Annotated in this window: 19 protein-coding genes; 12 read left to right on the top strand and 7 right to left on the bottom strand. The window is 59.3% G+C overall.

Translation table 11 applies throughout. The features are described from left to right. Positions 1–247: 247 nt before the first annotated feature. The 9 genes from DVH29_RS14130 (at position 248) to DVH29_RS14090 (ending at position 5752) form a co-directional block, all read left to right on the top strand. Positions 248–1345 carry a helix-turn-helix transcriptional regulator gene (locus DVH29_RS14130; RefSeq protein WP_114646841.1) on the top strand — a complete coding sequence of 366 codons (1098 nt, stop codon included), beginning with the start codon at positions 248–250 and terminating at the stop codon, positions 1343–1345. A 191-nt stretch (positions 1346–1536) separates the two neighbouring features. Further along, positions 1537–1995 (top strand): hypothetical protein, encoded by a 459-nt coding sequence (locus tag DVH29_RS14125; protein WP_147276106.1) that lies wholly within the window; start codon positions 1537–1539, stop codon positions 1993–1995. Next, positions 1995–2402 carry a hypothetical protein gene (locus DVH29_RS16240; protein ID WP_147276105.1) on the top strand — a complete coding sequence of 136 codons (408 nt, stop codon included), beginning with the start codon at positions 1995–1997 and terminating at the stop codon, positions 2400–2402. Before DVH29_RS14125 ends, DVH29_RS16240 begins: the two co-directional genes overlap by 1 nt. A 134-nt stretch (positions 2403–2536) precedes the next feature. Continuing rightward, entirely contained in the window at positions 2537–2761 is a 225-nt protein-coding gene (locus DVH29_RS14115) for a helix-turn-helix transcriptional regulator (RefSeq protein WP_245944992.1), read from the top strand. Positions 2762–2861: 100 nt separating this feature from the next. After that, positions 2862–3431: a hypothetical protein gene (locus DVH29_RS14110; RefSeq protein ID WP_114646837.1), complete on the top strand. Its 570-nt coding sequence runs from the start codon at positions 2862–2864 to the stop codon at positions 3429–3431. 328 nt (positions 3432–3759) lie between these two features. Next, positions 3760–4110, top strand: coding sequence for a hypothetical protein (locus DVH29_RS14105; protein ID WP_147276104.1), 351 nt, complete (start codon positions 3760–3762; stop codon positions 4108–4110). A 13-nt stretch (positions 4111–4123) separates the two neighbouring features. Continuing rightward, positions 4124–4630: a hypothetical protein gene (locus tag DVH29_RS14100; protein ID WP_147276103.1), complete on the top strand. Its 507-nt coding sequence runs from the start codon at positions 4124–4126 to the stop codon at positions 4628–4630. Between the two features lie 238 nt (positions 4631–4868). Continuing rightward, on the top strand, positions 4869–5360 hold the full coding sequence (locus tag DVH29_RS14095) for a hypothetical protein (RefSeq protein WP_114646834.1): 492 nt from the start codon (positions 4869–4871) through the stop codon (positions 5358–5360). A gap of 14 nt (positions 5361–5374) precedes the next feature. After that, positions 5375–5752, top strand: coding sequence for a hypothetical protein (locus DVH29_RS14090; protein ID WP_147276102.1), 378 nt, complete (start codon positions 5375–5377; stop codon positions 5750–5752). Between the two features lie 77 nt (positions 5753–5829). Here DVH29_RS14090 and DVH29_RS14085 read toward each other — a convergent pair whose 3' ends face one another. Next, positions 5830–6663, bottom strand: a complete 834-nt coding sequence (locus DVH29_RS14085; RefSeq protein ID WP_147276101.1) for an SH3 domain-containing protein — start codon at positions 6661–6663, stop codon at positions 5830–5832. 191 nt (positions 6664–6854) lie between these two features. Further along, positions 6855–7934, bottom strand: a complete 1080-nt coding sequence (locus tag DVH29_RS14080) for a response regulator (protein ID WP_114646831.1) — start codon at positions 7932–7934, stop codon at positions 6855–6857. 186 nt (positions 7935–8120) lie between these two features. Between DVH29_RS14080 and DVH29_RS14075 the strand changes: the two genes are divergently transcribed. From DVH29_RS14075 to DVH29_RS14065, 3 genes are all read left to right on the top strand, one after another. Further along, complete coding sequence (locus DVH29_RS14075; protein ID WP_114646830.1) at positions 8121–9110, top strand: hypothetical protein; 990 nt, start codon at positions 8121–8123, stop codon at positions 9108–9110. 112 nt (positions 9111–9222) lie between these two features. After that, entirely contained in the window at positions 9223–9798 is a 576-nt protein-coding gene (locus tag DVH29_RS14070; protein WP_114646852.1) for a putative pterin-binding protein, read from the top strand. Then, the gene (locus DVH29_RS14065; protein WP_114646829.1) at positions 9795–11162 is read left to right on the top strand and encodes a sensor histidine kinase; all 1368 of its coding nucleotides are present in this window, start codon (positions 9795–9797) and stop codon (positions 11160–11162) included. The genes DVH29_RS14070 and DVH29_RS14065 overlap by 4 nt, the downstream gene beginning before the upstream one ends. Positions 11163–11278: 116 nt before the next feature. On the opposite strand, the gene DVH29_RS14060 is transcribed toward DVH29_RS14065, so the two are convergent. The 5 genes from DVH29_RS14060 to DVH29_RS14040 form a co-directional block, all read right to left on the bottom strand. Next, positions 11279–13564, bottom strand: coding sequence for a VWA domain-containing protein (locus DVH29_RS14060; protein ID WP_158541682.1), 2286 nt, complete (start codon positions 13562–13564; stop codon positions 11279–11281). Between the two features lie 126 nt (positions 13565–13690). Continuing rightward, positions 13691–14185, bottom strand: a complete 495-nt coding sequence (locus tag DVH29_RS14055) for a DUF805 domain-containing protein (protein ID WP_158541681.1) — start codon at positions 14183–14185, stop codon at positions 13691–13693. A gap of 448 nt (positions 14186–14633) precedes the next feature. After that, the gene (locus tag DVH29_RS14050) at positions 14634–16298 is read right to left on the bottom strand and encodes a BCCT family transporter (RefSeq protein WP_114646826.1); all 1665 of its coding nucleotides are present in this window, start codon (positions 16296–16298) and stop codon (positions 14634–14636) included. Positions 16299–16562: 264 nt separating this feature from the next. Next, entirely contained in the window at positions 16563–16871 is a 309-nt protein-coding gene (locus DVH29_RS16630) for an invasion associated locus B family protein (protein WP_281270844.1), read from the bottom strand. A gap of 86 nt (positions 16872–16957) precedes the next feature. Continuing rightward, positions 16958–20119 (bottom strand): autotransporter family protein, encoded by a 3162-nt coding sequence (locus DVH29_RS14040; protein WP_114646824.1) that lies wholly within the window; start codon positions 20117–20119, stop codon positions 16958–16960. Positions 20120–20168 lie beyond the last annotated feature (49 nt).

Below are 20168 nucleotides of genomic sequence, written 5' to 3'. Positions count from 1 at the left end.
ATCATCGTATGAGAACCGTCTCGAAGAACTGTCATGACAACGACGTCCGCCTCCGATCTGTATGACACGATCTGGACGAAGAGTATCGGTCTGGTTAGGGTAAGCAATCACCCGCGCGGGTGATTGAAGGCCGCAATTGCGCCCTGGGGTTGCGGAATGGTGCGGCAGGCGGTGCGGGGCCGGATCGGACGTGATCGGGACGGACGAGCATCGGCCCGCCCGCAATTGCAGGCAGAGGGGGCTCGCAATGGACTATGGACTGGCCAAGGACGACGAACTGATCGACGTCATCTATGGCGCCATGCTCGGGGAAACGACATGGCAGGATTTCCTCGAACGGCTGTCGGACAATACGCCTTATGGCCGCACGGTCATGTTCTCGCACAACATGAACCAGGCCGATGACTATCTGGCCATGGCCGCGCGTTTCGAGGCCGGCCAGCTCGAAAGCTACGCCGCCCACTATATAGACCAGAACCCGTGGTCGGATTCCTGTGCTGTCAGAAAGGTCGGACTGGGCGTGATTTCTGATGAGATCGTCCCGGTCGAGGAGATGGTCGGCACCGAGTTCTATGAGGACTGGATGGTGCCCAACGACGTTGCCGCCTCGGTCGGGGTGACGATCGACAAGAGCGGAACGTGTCCCCTGATCATTTCGACAGTGACTTCGCGAGACGATCCGGACGCCAACAAGGTGTTTTCCGACCAGATGTCGCGCATTGCGCCACATCTTAATCGCGCAGCCCGATTCTACCGTCAGGGCGCGGGAAAATGGGCCGGATTTGCGCTTGGAGCGTCTCTGTTCGATGCGGTCAATATCGGCGTTGTCATTCTCGGGGAGGACGGCCGGGTCAAAACCATATCGGCCACCGGTCAGCAGATGGCCGGTCGCGGCATCAGGATCAATCCGCTAGGTCAACTCGAGCTTCGCGACGAGTCAGCACATGCGGTTCTCAAGGCCATGCTGAAGCGGGTGTACGACGGCCCGAAATCCTACAACCTGTTTTCTGGCGACCTCAAACTGACCTTGCTGCGTGTCGAAAAAGATCGCGTGTCGCTCTATTTCGAAGGACCAACGGTGGTGATCCTGATGGAGCGTCATGGCCGGGGGCACGACCTTGCCGATCTCGAACGCTTTGCCGAAGTGTTTTCCCTCACGGCAGCGGAACAACGCGCGCTGTCGGGGATCGTAGCAGGACAGAGTATCTTGGAGATCGCGGAAGCGGCATCGGTGTCGCGTGAGACGATCCGCTCTCAGCTCAAACGGCTCTATGCTAAGACCGGCGTTAGTGGACAGGCCGATCTTGTGCGGTTGGTACATGATCCGATCTACAGGCAGGGATAGGCCTGTTCTCGATTCTCCCGCGTTCGGCGCCCTTGCCGTGGCCGACAGGCGCCACATGGGCCTGAGCGATCCGATCCGCACAGCCGTCTGATTCAACACCTCATACCGCGTCTCACCCGCCAGGGTGATTGGCGGCGGGACCGGGCTGTGCATGCTGTCCTTTGAAAGGGCACGACAGTGAGGTGAGAAAGATGAGGGCAATTCTTCTGGCGTCGGCAGCCAGTCTTTTAGCTGGACCGGCTTTTGCTGGATGCAGCGGAGCGTTCGACGGGATATGGACCTATACCGCCCAAGTCGGTGATCAATGTACCGCGATCAGTTTCTGGTCCGATGCTGCCAACGGGCAGGTTGAAATTGCAACGTGGACCAATCTGAGCAACTCGTGCGACGTAGGGTCCGGCACCATCCTCCAGGCGGAGTATGGCAACCAAAGCTCGAATAACCTGACCGCCACGACAGTCGACAAGAGGTCGTGCCGATTGGAGTTTGGCGAGGCCAGCATACTGATTGATCAGTACAATTCCTGGCAACCCGCCTCGCCCGAAGCCATTCTTTACCGGGAAGAAACCTCGGTCCAATGGTGCTTTTCCGAGTCCGACCATGAGCTCGGTCAATGTCTGGTTCTCGACTTTCAGGAGGACTGGACCTGATGAGGCGACATGGATTGAAGAGTTGCGGGTGCGTCGTTGCACCAATCCTGTACGGATTGTCCCTTCTCATTCCGGTTGCTGCCTCCGCCGCTCAATGCATAGAACAAGTCGAAATTTTAAATATCCCCGAAGAAATTGAGCGATATGGCGGAGTGGACGATTTTGAATCCAATGTCCTGCAATGGAGAAGCGAGTCTGTCGTGGCTCTTGAAGACATGGACAATGGTAACAACCAGCGGGCCATGTCGTGCAATACATCTGATCGGAAAACTTGTGGCGAAGAAGAAGCGATAGACGATGTTGCGGAAGACTACGATACGGCTTATGCGAAAAGGTATCATCGCAACGCCATTGAATTCTACGACCAGATTCTCGATGCGCTTGAGTGCTATGCCGATGCGTCGTGAACGCTCATCGGCGTTCGGATGAACGGAAGATGGCTTCTGTAAAGCTCAGGAAGTCAAAACGGTCTGCGATTGACCGATCTGCATCGTGCGTCGTGCAGCGGCATGACCTATTCGACCTCGAACGATTTGCACGGATGCATAATCTGACGGTGGCCGAGCAGCGTGCGCTTATGGGCATCGTTTCGGGCAGAAGCGTTCTGGAGATTGCAGCGCTGGCCGAGAGGTCGCCCGAGACAATCCGCAGTCAGCTTAAACGCTTATATGCCAAGACCAGGACCAGCGGACAGGTTGAGCTGCTGCACAGGATTTATGACCCGATGTTTCGAAAGGATGCGCGTTCCGATGATAACCCGGCATGAGTCGGACCCATATGGATCGCGGGGTTCCAGCTTATGTGAGAGACAATTCAGTCATTCCGGCCGTTGATGCGTCGCCGGGTCAGGGAGGGAAGCCACGCCGATGCATAACCGAACGTTGCTTTGTCTGGCGCTTGTGGTTGGCGCGGCGGCATCGGCCAGTCTTGCGGCGGCTCAGGAGGCGGGCACGGTCCGATGGTCCGCACAAGTGGCCATGATCGATTTTTCGCAGCGGGATTCGGCGGAGCGCTTTGCGGGGCTCATCAGGGAAGCGCAGGAGAGGACGATCCTTTACCTGGACTGGACGTTCAAGAACGCCGCCCGATCAGAAATATTTGCGAGCATTGTCACGCAGGGGGGCACGTTCGCCACCGATGAGCAGATCTGCGGGCACGTCGAGCGCAGTGCCGCCCGGTCCGGTGGGCTCACGATCCGGGGCAAGCCCGATCCTGCCAACCATTACCTTTTGCTCGAAATGATGCTGGACATTGAGAGCGGCGCCCCCTTCGCGCGCGCACGTTGCGAATATGTGCCGAGTGTATCTGCGCTGCGTCTGAGAGGTTTCTTTTACGTGACCAGTATCGGAACAGCGACGGCGGATAAACTTGAATTCATGCCTGTTTCCGTACCCGCTCATCAAGTCCCGGAGACATTCCTGAAGCATCTTCAATAATTCGTAACAGCCAAACGGCGGTTCGTAAGGACCATCTGCGTGTGGCGCCTCTGGCGATCGGTCGAATACATAGCATTTTTTCTTCACCCGCGCGGGTGATTGGCAAGTGCGCGCGCCCAACGCAATCTGACTTCAGTAGATGGCGTGGAGGTCGATTATGCAGAAAAGGGAAGTGCTTGCGAGACCTAATGACCTTCTGCACTCGGCCAGACGTGTCGGACCTGACAAGAACCCGGTGCAAAGCGAATTATCGATCAGGTGCATGCGGCTGTAACGCTGCTCGACTAAATCCAGAAGCCGGCCCGGTCACCCGCCACGGAGGAATCCAATGAAACTGACAAACCAAATGGGTATTTCAATCTGCGTTTTCGCTGCGCTGGCAATCTCGGGGATGAACGGCGCACTCGCACAGGACTGGGACGAGGCTTCGATGATAGAAGAGACGGTTGTTGCCGTGGATGCCGGACCGACAGTCCTCACGCTCGAATGCAATGAAACGGGCCGCGCTGTCGTCACGTCCGCGGAACCCGAGCAGCCTCTGGCGCTCCTTGTGTTGCCCGCTCCCAATGGAGGTATCGCTATGGTCGAGTTCGACGCACCGGGCGGCGATATCAGAATCGAAATCCAAGGCTGGGGTAGCTGCTCATATACGCTACTGCCAGCTCCGCAGGGCGCGTGAAGGAGAGTTGGTGATGAGATCGAAGTTGGCGAGTAGAGCCACTGTTTTAGCCGGGCTTCTATTGGCCGGCCCAGCCATCGCGGGGGAATGGCTGTTCAGTTCGGGAGATGAGTCCGGGACGGCGTATATTCAGGGCGAGAGTGGGCTCTACGCTCTCCTCTGCTATCCCGGTGACAATCACTGGACGGCTCTGCTGGCGGTTCCCCTTTCGGAAACATCCGAGACAATCGCTGACGAGGCTGAAACCACTACGATAATGTTGCAAACGGATGCGCTGGCTTATGGCCTCCTTGCCGAGGCTGTGATTTCCACCCAGCAGCCTGATGCGATCGGCTTTGTGGCTGGAGTTGCGCAGAGCTGGGTCGATGAGATTCTTCAGTCCGAAGAGTCGTTCATCGTGGGAATCGCCAAAGACGAGAATGCCGCCAATGCTGGTGACTTGGCCCTGGTGTCGGAGTTTCCTGCCACTGGCCATGCGCAAGCCATCGAAAGCGCCCGGTCCCATTGCGGCATGAGTTAGCCACCGAGGCCACTTCGAGCAGATCGTCGTGTCCTCGCTGAGAATGTGTCTTTTTACCAGATCGCCGGCAAGAGGTTGCGGTGAATTGTAGACGTGCTGGTTGCCTTGCCCGAGCACCTTTGTAGTCGACACAAAATCGTGTCAATCTTGAATACGCTGCAGCGGAGTTGGCGGCTCGCGGGAGGAGTCGGACATTGAAACTTGGAAATTGCCCAGAAAGAGTGCGGCGGGCCCTTTTATGAAAATGGGATTGTCTATTGCCAGCCTGGGACTGCTGCTGAGCCAGTTTGTTGTCTCGAGCGCCATTGCATTGACGTGTCCTTATCCGAAACGGGACATCGCGCGCTTCTTTTCATCCCACCACGAGCGACCCGAGACCTATTTTCTGGTCCATGGCGTCTTGCGGCCCAGCGAATCGGTGCCGTCATTCGATGGGGCAACACAAGCCAGAGCCTCTTTTCGCGCCCGTTTCGAGGGATATGTGGCACGGCCTGACGGATTCGACAGGCCGGCAGGTTTCGAGCTGACCATCACGTCGTCCTGCCTGGATGACAATTGCGGAGCCATTCCGATGGGACCGGCTCCCGCGCTGATGTTCATTCTTGACGATGGCGGAACGTATACCTTTGCGGCCAACCCATGCAACGACAGCATCCTGCCCGATCCGACAGAGAACGAATTGGTGCATATGTTGGCCTGCCTCAATGGCAATTGTGGCGAGCAGCCATGATGGAGCGAGCCATAGTGAGATTTGTCATCGTCGCATTCGCGTTTCTCGGTCTGCCGGCGACGTCGGTATGGGCTGACGGCATCCAGTTTCTTCAGCCATCAAGCATATCGCCCCCTGACACCCTGTTCGGCCTCGATGCCAGCGGTCTCGACGGACAGATCGAGCGGGCTCTCGCAGAATATACGGGTTTCGCCAACCTGCGCGAATTTACGGTGCACTGGGAGCGGCCGACATTCCAATGCCTTGAGAAAAGCTACGAGATCTACGACGTCCTACACGGCGTCTGCCTTGTTGAAACCAGCGCATTCCAGGTCGCGGCGACGGCTCTTGTCGTCAAAGGTGATCGGACAGACGATTTCAAGATTTCCATTCTCAGCGCGGCAATCGAATGATGACGGCTGTTATCGGGGTGGAATTGGCCAGGCACCGCGGCCTCGGCTTCGTAGTAAACGGATACCCCCGCACCCAACTATGGGTATGACCAGCCCTCGTGCTCGACCCGAAAGATGCGCAAAGGTGCATTTTCCAATGACGTGTCGACCCGCATAGAGAAGACGGCGCGTTGCTGTCGACCAAAATTGATGAAATCGACGTCGATCGTGATCATTCCTCTGAGCATCGGCTGATCGGGATCGGAGGCGATGTGAAGAACCTTTCCATCAAAATCCTGCGATCCGTAGAGCGGGTCCGCACCGAGCCCCCCCGATTGCAACATGTCTACGATATCGGAGGTAAAATATCGTGATGCCGAAGGACCTCGAAGTGGATAGGGACCCTGTCCTTCATTGAAACGAGCCATTGCTTCATAAAGGTCGCGAACGATTGCTTCGGCCTCGCCGATCATCGCACCGTCAGAATTCGTCTCCAGAGGCCCCTGATATGTTCCATCTGCGGAAGACGAAGTGACCGCGTCATCCGGTCTGATGAAGCGTTGCGCAACCCATCCTGCCTTGGTCAGGTCGGCAGAACGCATCAAGCACCAACGCGGCGGTAGCGCATCAATCTGCGCCTGTGACATGGTCATATAGTGAGCCGCTAAGAGCAACGGAACGCAGGTGATCTGCTGCATGCCGCGCTCGTCATGCCCGAAGGTTTCGATTACCGAGTAGTTCGTGCCCGGTCCCATGCGCGCGTTAAGAACGTCGTTTGCTGAAACGCCCGTCACGCGCCAGGCGTCGGGACCGTGTCCGTCGATTTCTGCACGGGCCGTCAGTGGTAATAGCCCCAGAACAAAGACGATTATCAAAGTTTTCACGCGCCCCGATTGACCCATCGCGCGGGACGTTACCCATTTTCCGTTCATTTGCCCTTCCAATTGGTTGACTGTCGATTGTACGCGTCCTCGGTCGCCATCTCTGATCGATCAGTAGTGGATAGCCCTTGTAGCCCGGACGGGCCAGTTCAGCGCTGCGGCCTGGCTCGGCCGCAAGCGTAACGCAGTTGGAGGAATCGGTATCGCGATGCCCATGACGATGTCAGGAAGGATACCCCTGTTCATTGCCGGACTCCTGCTTTGCCCGCATCAGGGGCGGCGATCGACGCAAGCGCGGTGAGAATGAGGGCAATAAGATCAGCCTGCCGATGAGTTCCGGTCTTTTCGAACACATTGCCCAGATGGAAAGCCACGGTGGTTGGCGAGATCGAGAGATCGGCGGCGATTTGGCTGGTTCGCCGTCCATGCGCCAGCGCGCAAGCGACATCTGCTTCGGTGGGGGTCAATCCGAACAGTTCGGAAAGAATCGTGCCAGAGATCTTTGGGCGTCGCGACGGGTCGGATATGAAGATGACCGCCTGCGGCGCGCCGGCGTCCCGATCATGCGCATGTGGAAGCGCGCAGACCGTAAGCAGCAGATCATGCTCACCTGATGATGGCATACCCAGGCTGGCAAGATGATCCTGGTCTTGGCTCGCCGCCGAGCATGCGGCTTCGATGATCGTTGCGAGTTCGCCGCTCAACCGCGACGATGGGGCGAACACCGTTTTGCCAATGACGAGTCCGCCATCCGCTTCATGGAGGTGACGGGCCGTCCGGTTCGCAAAAACTACGTGAGATCGGGAAACCAGAACCACCCCGAATGAAAGCATGTCGAGGATGCGCTCCATGCCGGCGCTCTTGCCGGAGGGGGATGCCGAAAGCGCGTCCCGGAGCGTCGCGACATCCTCCTCGGCCTTCCGGCCGATCCGCTCGATCTGGCCCAGGCGGGCCTCGATGGTTGCCAGCATGAGGTCGAAATCGATCGGCTTGACCAGATAATCGTCGGCACCCGCGCGCTTGCCGTTGATGATGTGATCGCGTCCGCCCAGCGCCGTGAGGAAAACCAGGGGAACGTTCGCCAGATCGGGCCGCGTGTCGCGCATGGTTTCGAGAAAGCCGAAACCGTCGAGGCGTGGCATCGAGATGTCGCACAAAATGAGATCGGGCCTTCGTGCATCAAGCAGCGTGAGTGCCTCCCGGCCATCGGCGGCTCCCAGCGCGTTATACCCCGCGATCTCCAGTTCATCGATGATGTCCTGCCGCAGGCGGCGTTCATCCTCGACGCAGAGAATTGTTTTCGCCGTCCCGCCTCCCGACATCGCCCGATACGCCTCCCTTCGATGATAGCAGACCCATCAACTCAGGGCCGGTCCGCATCTGGATGTTGCCATGTCGATCCTAGCTCAAAGCAATGGGGATCGCCCCCTGTAAACGAAGGGGGACGCTGGGTGCGCGTCCGGATAGATTTGCCGGGATATGAATCGGTAAACCGGAGCTACTGGACCATGTGGGACTTTTCCGTCGGACGTGCGCTGAGCCTCATGTTCCAGACATTACCCTTCGTACTACTCCGCATGGCCGTCTATTTCGGGGCGGCTCTCGCCTATGTGCTTGTGACGGGCGCCGGCGCCGGCATCGGCTGGGGCATCGGCGGTTTCGGCGACAGCGGCTTTCAGGCGAACGCGACGATATGGGGCGGCGTGATCGGCTTCGGCCTCGTCGGCGCCGTCATGTACCTGGCGCGGGAATATGTCCTCTATATCGTCAAGGCCGGACATATCGCGGTGCTGGTCAAGCTGCTCGACGGCGAGCAGATGCCCGAGGGGCGCTCGCAGGTCGCCTATGCCCGCCAGGAGGTGACGAAACGCTTCGCCCAGGCCAGCGTACTGTTCGGGGTCGACCAATTGGTCAAGGGCGTGTTGCGCGCCATCACCGGGCTGGTGCGCGGCATCGTCAGCATTCTCCCGATTCCAGGGGCCCAACAATTCGTATCGATCCTTCAGGCCTTCCTGCGTATCGCGGTTGGCTTCATTGATGAAGTCATCCTCGCCTATGCCATCCGCACCAAATCCGACAACGCATGGGCCTCTGCGCAGACGGGTCTGGTCCTCTATGCCCAGAACTACAAGCCGATGCTGAAGAACGCGGCGTGGCTGGCGCTCATCGTCTACGGGCTGTCCTTCGTCGTCTTTCTGGTCATGCTCGCACCGGCCGCGCTTGCGGTCTATCTGATCCCTGGCGCTTGGTCGGCCGGCGGCATTGTCTTTGCCCTGATCTTCGCATGGGCGGTCAAGGCAGCGCTGCTTGAACCCTTCGCGATCACCTGCATGATGGAGGTCTATTTCCGAACCATCGCCGGACAGGCTCCCGATCCGGCCTGGGAAACCAAGCTCGACAGTTTATCAGCCAAATTCCGCAAACTCAGCCAAAAGGCGCGAACCTATCAGCCGCCCAGAGCAGAACCGGAAGCATCGACGGCGTCCAGCGCTGGGTAGGAACAAGATTGCGGTTTTCCCGAATTCGAACAGGGACCATGCAGACACCGCAATAGACATGGCCTCCATGGTCTGGTTGTCTGGGAGAGGTTTTGTTCGGAAGGGGGCCGAAATGAATGGAATCGCAATCATCGATACAGTGCGATCCTTTGCACGAACGCAATTCTTGTCATCGAAAGATCTGTTATCCGCATCCTTTACTGCGGCGCTGATTTTCACCCTCGCACCAGCAGCATTGGGCGACAAAACCCAGCTTCCACCTCCCGATGGCGACGTCATCCTCACGGTTGCAGGGCAGATAACGCGGACCAATCTGGAGTCCCGCGCCGTGTTTGACGAAACAATGCTCTCTGGCCTCCCGTCCACAACGCTCGAAACCACCACGGTCGTTACAGACGGGGTCAAGCGGTTCGACGGATTTCTGATGCGCGATCTATTGGCTCATGTCGGGGCCATGGGCCAGACGGTGACGGCAACCGCGCTCAACGACTATATCATCGACATTCCCGTCGAGGATTTCGAGCGGTTCGACGTCCTTGTTGCTACCCATATGGACGGGGAGCGCCTGCTGCCCAGCGACAAGGGACCACTGTGGATCGTTTATCCGCGGGATAACCAGGCGGAGTTGCAGGATATCCGCTACGACTATCGCTGGGTGTGGCAGCTTGTCCGGCTGGACGTGGAATGACCCGCCGCAATAATCTCGTCGCCTATATGATCGCGGGCGCGGCCATTGCCACCTTTGCAATACTGTTGATTTTCGCGCTGATCCGGCTGGCCGGCACCGAAGCGGGAATGCGCGAAAACGAAGGTGACAATATGCTGTGGGCGATATCGCGCGCGCATGTGGCCACGCTCTTGCTGGACGTCGAAGTCGCGCGGAAGGCGAGTATCCCCCAGAGCACGGCGGAGATCGAAAGACGCTATAATGTTGTGCTCAGCCGTTTGGCCCTTCTGACCGAAGGGCCGCAATTGCGTTATATGAGCGAACTCGGCCTCAGCGACAGCCTGATATCGGCCAATATGGCGATCGGGGAGATTGAGTCCGAAATCCTCGGCATCTCCCTTGGCGACACAGACAAGGCGGCAGCGATCCATGACACGCTTACCCCTTTGATTGCAGACCTCGGACGCGCCGCCAACCAGTCCATGGTGAGGCGATGGGAGGCAACTGGCGCACGGCTCGACAGACAGCGCGAGTCGATTATCCAAGTCATCGTCTCGATCGTCGCGATCATCGCCCTGGGGATCGCGGTCTCGCTTGTGATGCTGAGAGCCATGGCGCAGCGACAACGCCTCATGCGCTCGTTAATCCGTGAACAGGAGGCCGCCGAGGCTTATCGCAGTTTCGTTGCGCTTGCGTCGCACCAGTTCCGCACACCTTTGGCGGTGATCGATTCCGCAATGCAACGCTTGTTGCGTAGCAACGACACGATGACGCGCGCGGAAATCGAAGAACGGGCCAACAACGTTCGGGCGGAGGTGCGAGGGCTCAATGATTTGATTGGTGCAACCTTGGATGTTGTCAGGCTCGATGCCGGGCAGGTGAGCCCCGATCCCGCCATATGCGCTATAGCAACTCTCGTCGGGCGTGTTCGGGAGCGTCAATTGAACGCAACGCCCGATCGCATGATCACGGTACGGGTCGGAAACGAAGTGCCACCCAAACTTGAAACCGATCCGCTTCTGGCCGAACAGATCTTGGGCAACCTCGTATCGAACGCGATCAAGTATTCACCATCCTCCGAACCGGTCACCATCCACATCTCGGCCGAGAACCGGAAAATACTGTTTGCGGTCGAGGACCGTGGCATCGGCATCCCCGAGGACGAGCAGGAAAATCTGTTCGGGCGCTTTTTCCGCGCCAGCTCGGCGCGGGACGTGCCGGGTACGGGTGTCGGCCTGTCGATCGCTGCCCAACTCGCCCGGCTTCTTGGCGGAAACCTGGAATTCGAAAGCCGACCGGGGATCGGTTCAGTCTTTCTCCTTAAACTCCCTGACGAGTGGACCGCCAGACGCGCGAAACCGGTCGCCGAAGAGGTCTTCGCCTGAGGATACGATAGGTTGCCAGTCCCCGCTACAGGCGAGCCTCATCCCCGAGGTCGGCACTGGGCATTGCAACGCTGTGGCGATGCTTTCATATGTGGCGTTAGCAACTGCTTCATTGATCACTCGCCGACTGCGATGATGGCGCGCCCGAGGACGCTCTGACTAGAAATATCGAGGAAGCGCACTTCGTACTGGCCTGGCGTATCGGGTAGCGTGATTTCCGTTTCCTGCTCGCCCCCCACGCGATGCGCCGAAATCCAGGTGAAATCCGGGGCATCGGCCTTCGCCAGCGCGACGCGTCGATCGGCATCGTCAGGCGAGATGGTCCAGGAGACGGTGACGGTTTCGCTCGGCGTGGCACTTGCTGGAGCGTTCAACCCGGCACCGTCGTCAAGTGGAGCGTCTGCGGCAACAACTTCAAGGGGGCTGGATGCCAAGGTCTTGCTGCCCTCGTCGAGCACATAGCGAATCTCGTAGAGACCTGTTTCGGCGGGCGCCGTCAGGGTGATGTCGTCGTGGTTCTCGACCCGGCGGTAACCTTGACTTGTGCCTTCGTCCGCACCAACGGCGACGATCACCACCCAATCGCGCGGATGCACGGTCTCGCCCCAGGTCACCGTGACTTCGCTCTCTGCCCGGACAATTTCCGGTCCGGAGACGGACTGTTGAGCTTCGACAATTTCGACCGGGGTCGACGCAAGCGTCCTGTTACCCTCGTCGAGCACGTAGCGCACTTCATAAAGACCGGGGACCGAAGGCGCACGCAGCGAGATAACGTCATGGTTCTCGACCCGGCGATATCCTTGGCTTGTGCCTTCGTCCGCACCGGCGGGAACGATCACCACCCAGTCGCGGGGGTTGATCGTCTCGCCCCAGCTCACGGTGAACTCGGTGCCGAAGGTCACGGTTGCAGGCGCTGAAACGGTTTGCTCGGCCGCCACAACCTCGACAGGCGTCGAGGCCAGTGTCCTGTTGCCCTCATCGAGCACGTAGCGCACTTCATAAAGGCCTGGCTCTGCCGGAGCCCTCAGTGCGATGCTGTCGTGGCTCTCGACCCGGCGATATCCGCGACTTGTGCCTTCGTCAGCACCGGAGGGAACAATGACAACCCAGTCGCGCGGGTTGATCGTCTCGCCCCAGCTCACGATGAACTCGGTGCCGAAGGTCACGGTTGCAGGCGCCGAAACGGTTTGCTCGGCCGCCACAACCTCGACAGGCGTCGAGGCCAGTGTCCTGTTGCCCTCATCGAGCACGTAGCGCACTTCATAAAGGCCTGGCTCTGCCGGAGCCCTCAGTGCGATGCTGTCGTGGCTCTCGACCCGACGATATCCTTGGCTTGTGCCTTCGTCCGCACCGGAGGGAACGATCACCACCCAGTCGCGCGGGTTGATCGTCTCGCCCCAGCTCACGGTGAACTCGGTGCCGAAGGTCACGGTTGCAGGCGCTGAAACGGTCTGCTCGGCCGCCACAACCTCGACAGGCGTCGAGGCCAGTGTCGTGTTGCCCTCATCGAGCACGTAGCGCACTTCATAAAGGCCTGGCTCTGCCGGAGCCCTCAGTGCGATGCTGTCGTGACTTTCGACCCGACGATATCCGCGACTTGTGCCTTCGTCAGCACCGGCGGGGACAATCACCACCCAGTCACGGGAATGGACGGTTTCACCCCAGGTCACAGTGAAGTCGGTGCCGAAGGTCACGGTTGCAGGCGCCGAAACGGTCTGCGGGGGCGTTTCCGGCTCTACAACGGGTTCAGGTTCTGGCACCTGTTCAACGACCGGCTCGCTTTCGATGGTCGCCTGCACCTGCGTCATGGCGGCACGCAACTCGTCCGCGTTCTCGGCCGGCACGAAAATCCCGCCCGTATTCTCGGCGATGCAGGCAAGCTGCTCGTGTTCCTCGCGCGAAAGATCAAAACCGATCACATGAGCCGTGAAGGCCACCCCCTGCCGTTCGAGCTGCGCGGCCAGCGCGCACGGATCGGCCTGACAGGTTTCCACCCCGTCCGAGACCAGAACGACCGTCGCCGGATTGTCCCTGTATGAGAGGAATTCAGCGGCCTGCTCGACCGCGGCGGTCAGAGGCGTGCGCCCTCGCGGCGTGATGGAATTGACGGTTTGGAGGAAAGCACCCTTCTCAACCGGGCCGGGTTTGACCATCAACTCGATATCCGTGCAGTCGCCCTCCCGCCGATGCCCGTAGGCCAGCAGCCCCAGATTGGTCGATTGCGGCCAGGTTTCGACGAGACCGGCCATCACGTCGCGGGCGATCTCGATCTTGGAAACCCCCTCGATCTGCCCCCACATGGAGTTCGACCCGTCATAGACAATCATCACGTCATCGGCCGCGGATGCGGCGATCGGCGCGAGCCCGAACAGAGCAAACGAGAGTGCGGCGATTGTTTTCATGGGCCTGGCTTCCGAGGGTTGGCATTGAGAGAGCTTCCGGCACGGCAGGCTAACGCCGGCTGAAACCGGTGTCCCCCTTCGTTTGAAGGGGGGGCCGACCATTGACCGCACAAGGCCGGTTCGGGGTTAGCCCGGAACTGCCTCCTGGGCCTCACCCACGAGAGGGTCGGGGCCATAGCTGTTGGCGCCGCTGGTTCCCTTGAGAAAGCCAAGCGTCACCAGCGCCCAGATGGCGACGACGAGGGTTACCAGGTTGAGAACCCAGCCCAGCGTGTTCGGCATATGGATGGATTGCCCCGCAATGGTTTGATAGCTGCCCGTAATGCCGAGAAGGTCGCAAAGCTGCGAGATGAGGCCAGGCGCGATAAAGACCGCCATCAGGAGGCCGGACTTGCCGCGATCATGAAGCCGCTTCACGCCGAGGGCTGCGCCTGGATAAAGAAACGCCAGCGACACGATCAGCCCCGCGAGCGCGCCCATGGTCGCATTTCCTGCCGAGATCGGCATCAGGACGGCAAATGAAATGACGATTGCGATCACGAACAGGATCAGGCTGGCAATCCAGAATGGCTTTCGATTGATACGTCCTTCGAACGAGGTGTAGAGATAACGCAAATTCATGCCTGTCCCCTTTGTTAAACCGTTGCACATACGTATATGGCGCGTCCCAAACCGGGTCGATCCAAGAAGCGCCATGTCCGTTACGAACCAACGTATCTGAGTCCGGAAATGAGCACCCCCTTCGTTCAAAGGGGTTCTGATGATCATCAACATGGGCGAAGCGCTAGGGAATGCGCCGCGCATGCGCTCCGCTAAACAGAGCAAATCGGCAACACTCTCGATAGTCTGAAGCACCTGGCAAACGGCGAGGTCGACGTGGCTTCATGCGCCGCGTCTATATCGAGATGAGGATAGTTTGGAGAGTGCGCACCAAACAGGGTATCTTTTTCATCCGTGTCTGCGAATGGCTGCTCCCACGCCGTGCCTTGCCGGCGGAAGGCCACAGCTTCCTTCGCAATGTGACATGCCGGAAAAGGGCCCGAGGCTGGCGTACCAGCCCCGGGCTGCGTCAACGTGGCTCGGCCATCAATCCTTTCACCAAGGCGAAACAGGCGCCGAGCAAGACGATGGCGAACGGGAAACCGGTCGACACGGCCATGGCCTGCAACGCAGCGAGACCTCCGCCAAGCAGCAGGGCGATGGCGACGAGCCCCTCGAAAGTCGCCCAGAAAACCCGTTGAGGCGTCGGCGCGTTTATCTTGCCGCCGGCGGCGACCGTGTCGATGACGAGCGAGCCGGAATCCGACGACGTCACGAAAAACACGATCACCAGAATGATGCCGACAAGCGAGGTGAACGATGTCAGCGGCAGGCCCGCCAGCATTTCGAACAGTTGCAGTTCGAGAGCTGCCGTCTGAACCGTAGTCATACCCTGATCGATGACCTGGCTGATCGCCGTGCCGCCAAGCGCCGTCATCCAGATCGTCGAGACGATTGAGGGGATGAGGAGCACGGCGAGTACGAACTCGCGTACCGAACGGCCCCGGCTGACGCGGGCGATGAACATGCCGACAAACGGCGACCAACTGATCCACCATGCCCAATAGAACGCCGTCCATCCATGCCGAAAATTGTCATCCTCGCGCCCGATCGGGTTTGAGAGCGCGGGCAGATACTCGACATAGGCCAAGAGGTTCTTGAAAAAGCCGGTGATGATCTGCCACGTCGGCCCCACGACGATGACGAACAGCAAAAGCAGGAAGGCGAGCCCCATATTGAGCTCGGACAGCCGCTTGACCCCTTTATCCATTCCAGCCACGACCGATGCGGTAGCAATTGCCGTGATCACGATGATCAGCACGATCATGCCGCCTGTGCTCGAGGGAAAGCCGAACAGGAAATCCAGCCCCGCGCTGGCCTGCTGCGCGCCGATGCCGAGCGAAGTGGCAAGGCCGAACAGCGTCGCGAGAATGGCGAGAATATCGACGACATGGCCCGGCCAGCCCCAGATGCGCTCGCCGAAGATCGGATAGAAGATCGAGCGCAGCGTGAGTGGCAATCCTTTGTTGAACGCAAAGAGCGCCAGCGAAAGGGCGACAACGGCATAGATCGCCCAAGGGTGCAGCGCCCAGTGAAAGATGGTCGCCGCCATGGCGAGGCGCCGCGCACCTTCGGCATCACCGGACATCCCGTTGAGCGGAGCCCAGTCGGTGCGCACACCGTCGGGGCCGGTCACGGGGCCCTCGAATGCGGCGGTGAAATTGCCCAAGGGCTCGGAGACACCGTAGAACATCAGGCCGATGCCCATGCCGGCGGCAAACAGCATCGAGAACCAGGAAATGTAATTGTAGTCCGGAGTGGCGTCTGGCCCTCCGAGACGGACTTTTCCAAGGGGGAGAACGATCAGAGCGACGCAGAGCACAACGAAGATGTTGCCGGCGATGATGAAGAACCAGTCGAGATTTCCGGTCAGAAAATCGCGGGTCGCCTCGAAGACGGGGCCCAGCGTGTTCTGGAAGGCCAGCGTCAGTATGGTGAAAGCGACGATGGTCAGCGCAGAAACGCTGAAGACGGGATTATGAACGTCGAACTCGAGGACAAAGCGCTTTCGATAATTGATGTTGTCCTGGCCGATTTCGTAGTCGGTATCGATGATCTGGGTGGCACCTTCAGGTTCCGGAAGTGCATCCGTAGAATTTTCCGCGTCGGCGGCAGGGGTCGCTTTATCGGTCAATACTCCATCCTCGGTACAGTGCGGTTTTGAAATGTTTGAGATTGCGCAATGAGAATTGCCGTAACGCGCATAGGCATAGGCGAGCCTCAAGTTTAGGAAAGTTGGCGTCGAATCTCAATAGATCGGCAAAAAAAGGCAACCTGTTACACAGGCTGCACCGCTGAAGGGGACATAACGCTATGCGATATTCTACTCGGACGCTCGCCACGGCAACCAATCGTCCAAAACCGTTGCAGTTTCTCACCTTGCAATGGTGCATATCGGCTAAGTTATTGAAAAGATTGGCGCGCCCGACACGATTCGAACGTGTGGCCTCCACCTTCGGAGGGCAGCACTCTCATCGATCGCAAGTGTCACCCCCTCATCGAGCCGCAGCCCGAAGGGGAGGATCAGAACGCCGTTGATCGCTTCCCCGCCCTCCGCTGCACGTAACTCGATGGTCAGCACGCGTTGACCGTTCTGCCCACTCACCTGCGACTGCGAGATCGCGCATTGCACCGATCCTTCCCGTGCCGCACAGGCGACCGACCAATCGCCATGTGCCTCGTTGAGCGACGATGCACCACCCGGCAGGCCCTTGGCGGCGGCTGCGATGGTTCCGCCCCCCCAGGAGGGCCAAGCAGGAGATCATCGCGAAAACGATATGAACATGCTGCACGTCAGAACCTGATGTTGAGACCCAGGGATGCCGTATGGCTGTCATAACTGCCCGCGAAGACACCTTCGTAGTTGGCGCGCAAGGTCATGTCGGGAGCGATGTCCCAACCGAGTCCGGCGCCCAGACGCAGGCGGTCACGGTTGGCCGCAGGACCGTTGACGGTGAAGCTGGTCGGGCTGCCCGCAAAGGAGAGCGACTGACTGGGCACCACATCGGCAAAGGCGTGTTCCCATACCGCCCGGCCTTCCAGTATCAGACGTCCGGTCTCGGTCATCACGACATGGCTGACGCCAAGACCGATGCCGGTGTCGAGACGGGTCCAGTTTTCCGACGCGCCCGTCAGGTTGAGCGCGTCGGCTCCCGTCTCGGTGAACCCTCCATGGCCCGACCACCCGGCATCAAGGGTAAAGAGCGGCAGAAGCATTGTGCCGCCGCCCATGTCGATACCGTAGGCCGCTTCACCGGAGAAGCCGATGGTGTGGTTCCAGTAGTCGGCCTCGGCCGTGCGGTCGACCCCTCCAAAGACAATGCGGCGCTCCGTCGAGATGCGGTTGGCCGCATAGGCGAGCGAACCGGCGAGTTTCCACGGCCCATCTTCCCATGCGCCATAGGCACCGATATGGAAACCATCGGCATCGAAGCTGGAGAGCCGTGCGTCGACCGAGCCGTGGCTGCGGATATAGCCTAGCCCGAAGCCGGCGAAGGCATTGCCCGTGCCTATATCGATCTGGCCTTCATAGCCACCGGCGATACCGGCGCTCCACCAATCGAGCGTGGCGGCATTGCCGTCACCGTCGATACTGCCGCGTCCGCCGAGCGGGGCGAGCCAGGCATTGGCCACACGCCTATCGGCATAGTTGGCGGTCGCATCGTCGATGGCGCCGACGCCGGCGGGCCGCGACACCGTGCCATAGGCCAGTGGTGCGGTCATCACGTTGGTGCTGCCGAACGCGCCGACTCCGGCCGAACCTTGCTGACGCAGCGTGCGGGTGAACAGCCCGAAGGTCTGGTCGATCACGTGCTGGCCGGAGGCGTGGATCTCGCCGGAGGTGAGATCGAAGGCCTGGCGGGCTTCTTCCTCCGAAAGCATCAGTATCTGGTTGTAGACTGCCAGCGCATCCGAGCCGGGCGTCTGGTCGAGCCCGTCAAGTCCCGTCGCTGCCTGAAACTGGTTGTGAGTTTGCGCCACGGTAGTGAACAGTCCGGTAGTTGGATCACCGGGATCGCCCGGATCGCCGGGGTCGCCGGGATCACCCGGATCGCCCAACGCAATGGTCAACACCACGTTGTCGGCATTGTGCGCGAGAGTCGGTGTAATGAAGGCCGACGTAGTGACCACATCATCGAATTCGCCTGAAACGCTTCCGGCAGTCAGGATCGTATAGTCCTGCCCGTCCTGGTAGCTCGTTTCGGGGTCGAGTGCGATGACATTGACCGTCCCGCCGTTGAGCGTCGCCGTTCCCGTAACGTTGATCAGATCGTTGTGGGTGCCCGGCGTATTGCCGCCGCCGATGATTTCCACATCGTAGATCGAACCAGGATAAAAGAGAATATTGCCGACATGCAGGGTGCCGATGGAGTTGCCGGGCGCAATAATGCCACCGGAGTTGACCGAGACATCGCCTGATAGCGTCCCGATGCCGCCGAGCACGCCGCCGCTGACATCGACAAAGCCACCCAGAGCATCGTTTACGTAGAGCGTCCCGCCGGAAATCGTGGTCGTGCCGGCAAAATCCGCACCGTCTCCCACGTAGTTCGTAACGCCTGCCAGATGTTCTATGGCATGGTTGCCCGCACCATCAGATTCCAGAGCAATATCGAAGGCGTAGCTGTTCGTTTCCGTGCCGGTGTGATTGAAGACGAGGGTGCCGTTACCATCCACGAAAATGATGCCATCGGCAGCGAGGAACCCTGCATCCTGCTCGATCTCGCCTGCCGCCGCACCGATATTGAGGACGCCTTCGCTGCCACTCTCTTGAGCCAGATATATATCGTGACCGTCTGCGAACACCTCCGCTTGGCTGGAGATTGTCAGTGTTCCCTTGCCATTGTTGCCAAGAGTTATGTCCCCGCTGGCTGTCCAGGTAGAACCCAAGTCGGAAATCGTCAGTCTTCCGTGGACACCAAAATCGCCAAGAACCGACTCCGCGGTTTCAAGCGTGCCACCATGAACAACCGATACATCTGCCGAGCTTTGCCAGCCGACCTCGAACCGTCCCGTGGTCGTCCATTCACTGTTGGAGATTGTGAGTTCGGTATGGCGATTCCCACCATTGCCGAGCCTTGCAATCCCGTCATTGATCACGACGGCTCCATTACGCACCTCGATCGTGGCGAGGCCGGCGTAGAGGCTGCCTAGATCCCAGGTTCCATCGTCAACAGCTATCTGGCTCCTATCCGGCGCGGGCAGGCCGCCAACCTCGACATTACCGCTGTCAATGTGGCCGCCAGCCTCGATAGTCACACTGCCTGCTCCAAGGCGCCCGATCCATATGGAGCCTTCATTCGTCCAGATAGAGCCGCTACCAGAAACAAGGATCGTGCTGGACGGGTCGGCACTGTTTCCGATGTTGGCCGTACCGATGCTTTCTAAATGACCGCCGCTCAGGATCTGGAGTTCGGCACCATCGTCGCCGGAAACGGTAACTGATGAACTGCCAAGGTTGCCAGTGATCACCAGAGCACCGCCGGAAACGGTGGTGGCTCCGGTAAAGCCGGAGCCATCGCCTGTGTAGGTAGTCACGCCTGCCAGATGTTCGATGGCGTGGTTGCCCGTGCCAGTTGATTCCAGATCTGCTGCAAACTGATAGCTGTTTGCCTCCGTAGCATTGTGGTTGAAAATCAGCGTGCCGGTGCCATCACCGAAATTTATCGTCGATACATTGAGCTTGCCCGGTGTCCAACCGTCTCCGATTCGAAATTCCCCTTCACTGCCGCTCCCTCTTGCAATGGTTATGGACTTCCCTTCTTCGACATCGAGCCCCCCGGAAACTCCACCATAGGAATCGGACAACACCAGTAAACCTATGCCCTCGTCACCTACAATTATATCGTCGTGAGCGGTCCATTTGGTGCGCATCCGCATATCGCCAAATGATCCGTCTTGCTGGCCCAGCGTCACCAATCCATGCGTTTTGTCAACGGCGGGGTAAAAGTCGGCCATTGGGCGGCGCAAAACCAGGCCACTTGATGTTGGGGGTATCGAGCGCCGG

The sequence above is a fragment of the Pelagibacterium lacus genome (genome assembly GCF_003345525.1).
GTDB classification, from domain to species: Bacteria; Pseudomonadota; Alphaproteobacteria; order Rhizobiales; family Devosiaceae; genus Pelagibacterium; species Pelagibacterium lacus.
The sequence above is the reverse complement of the archived record's forward strand: the minus strand, read 5'-3'. Positions and strand labels throughout refer to the sequence as shown.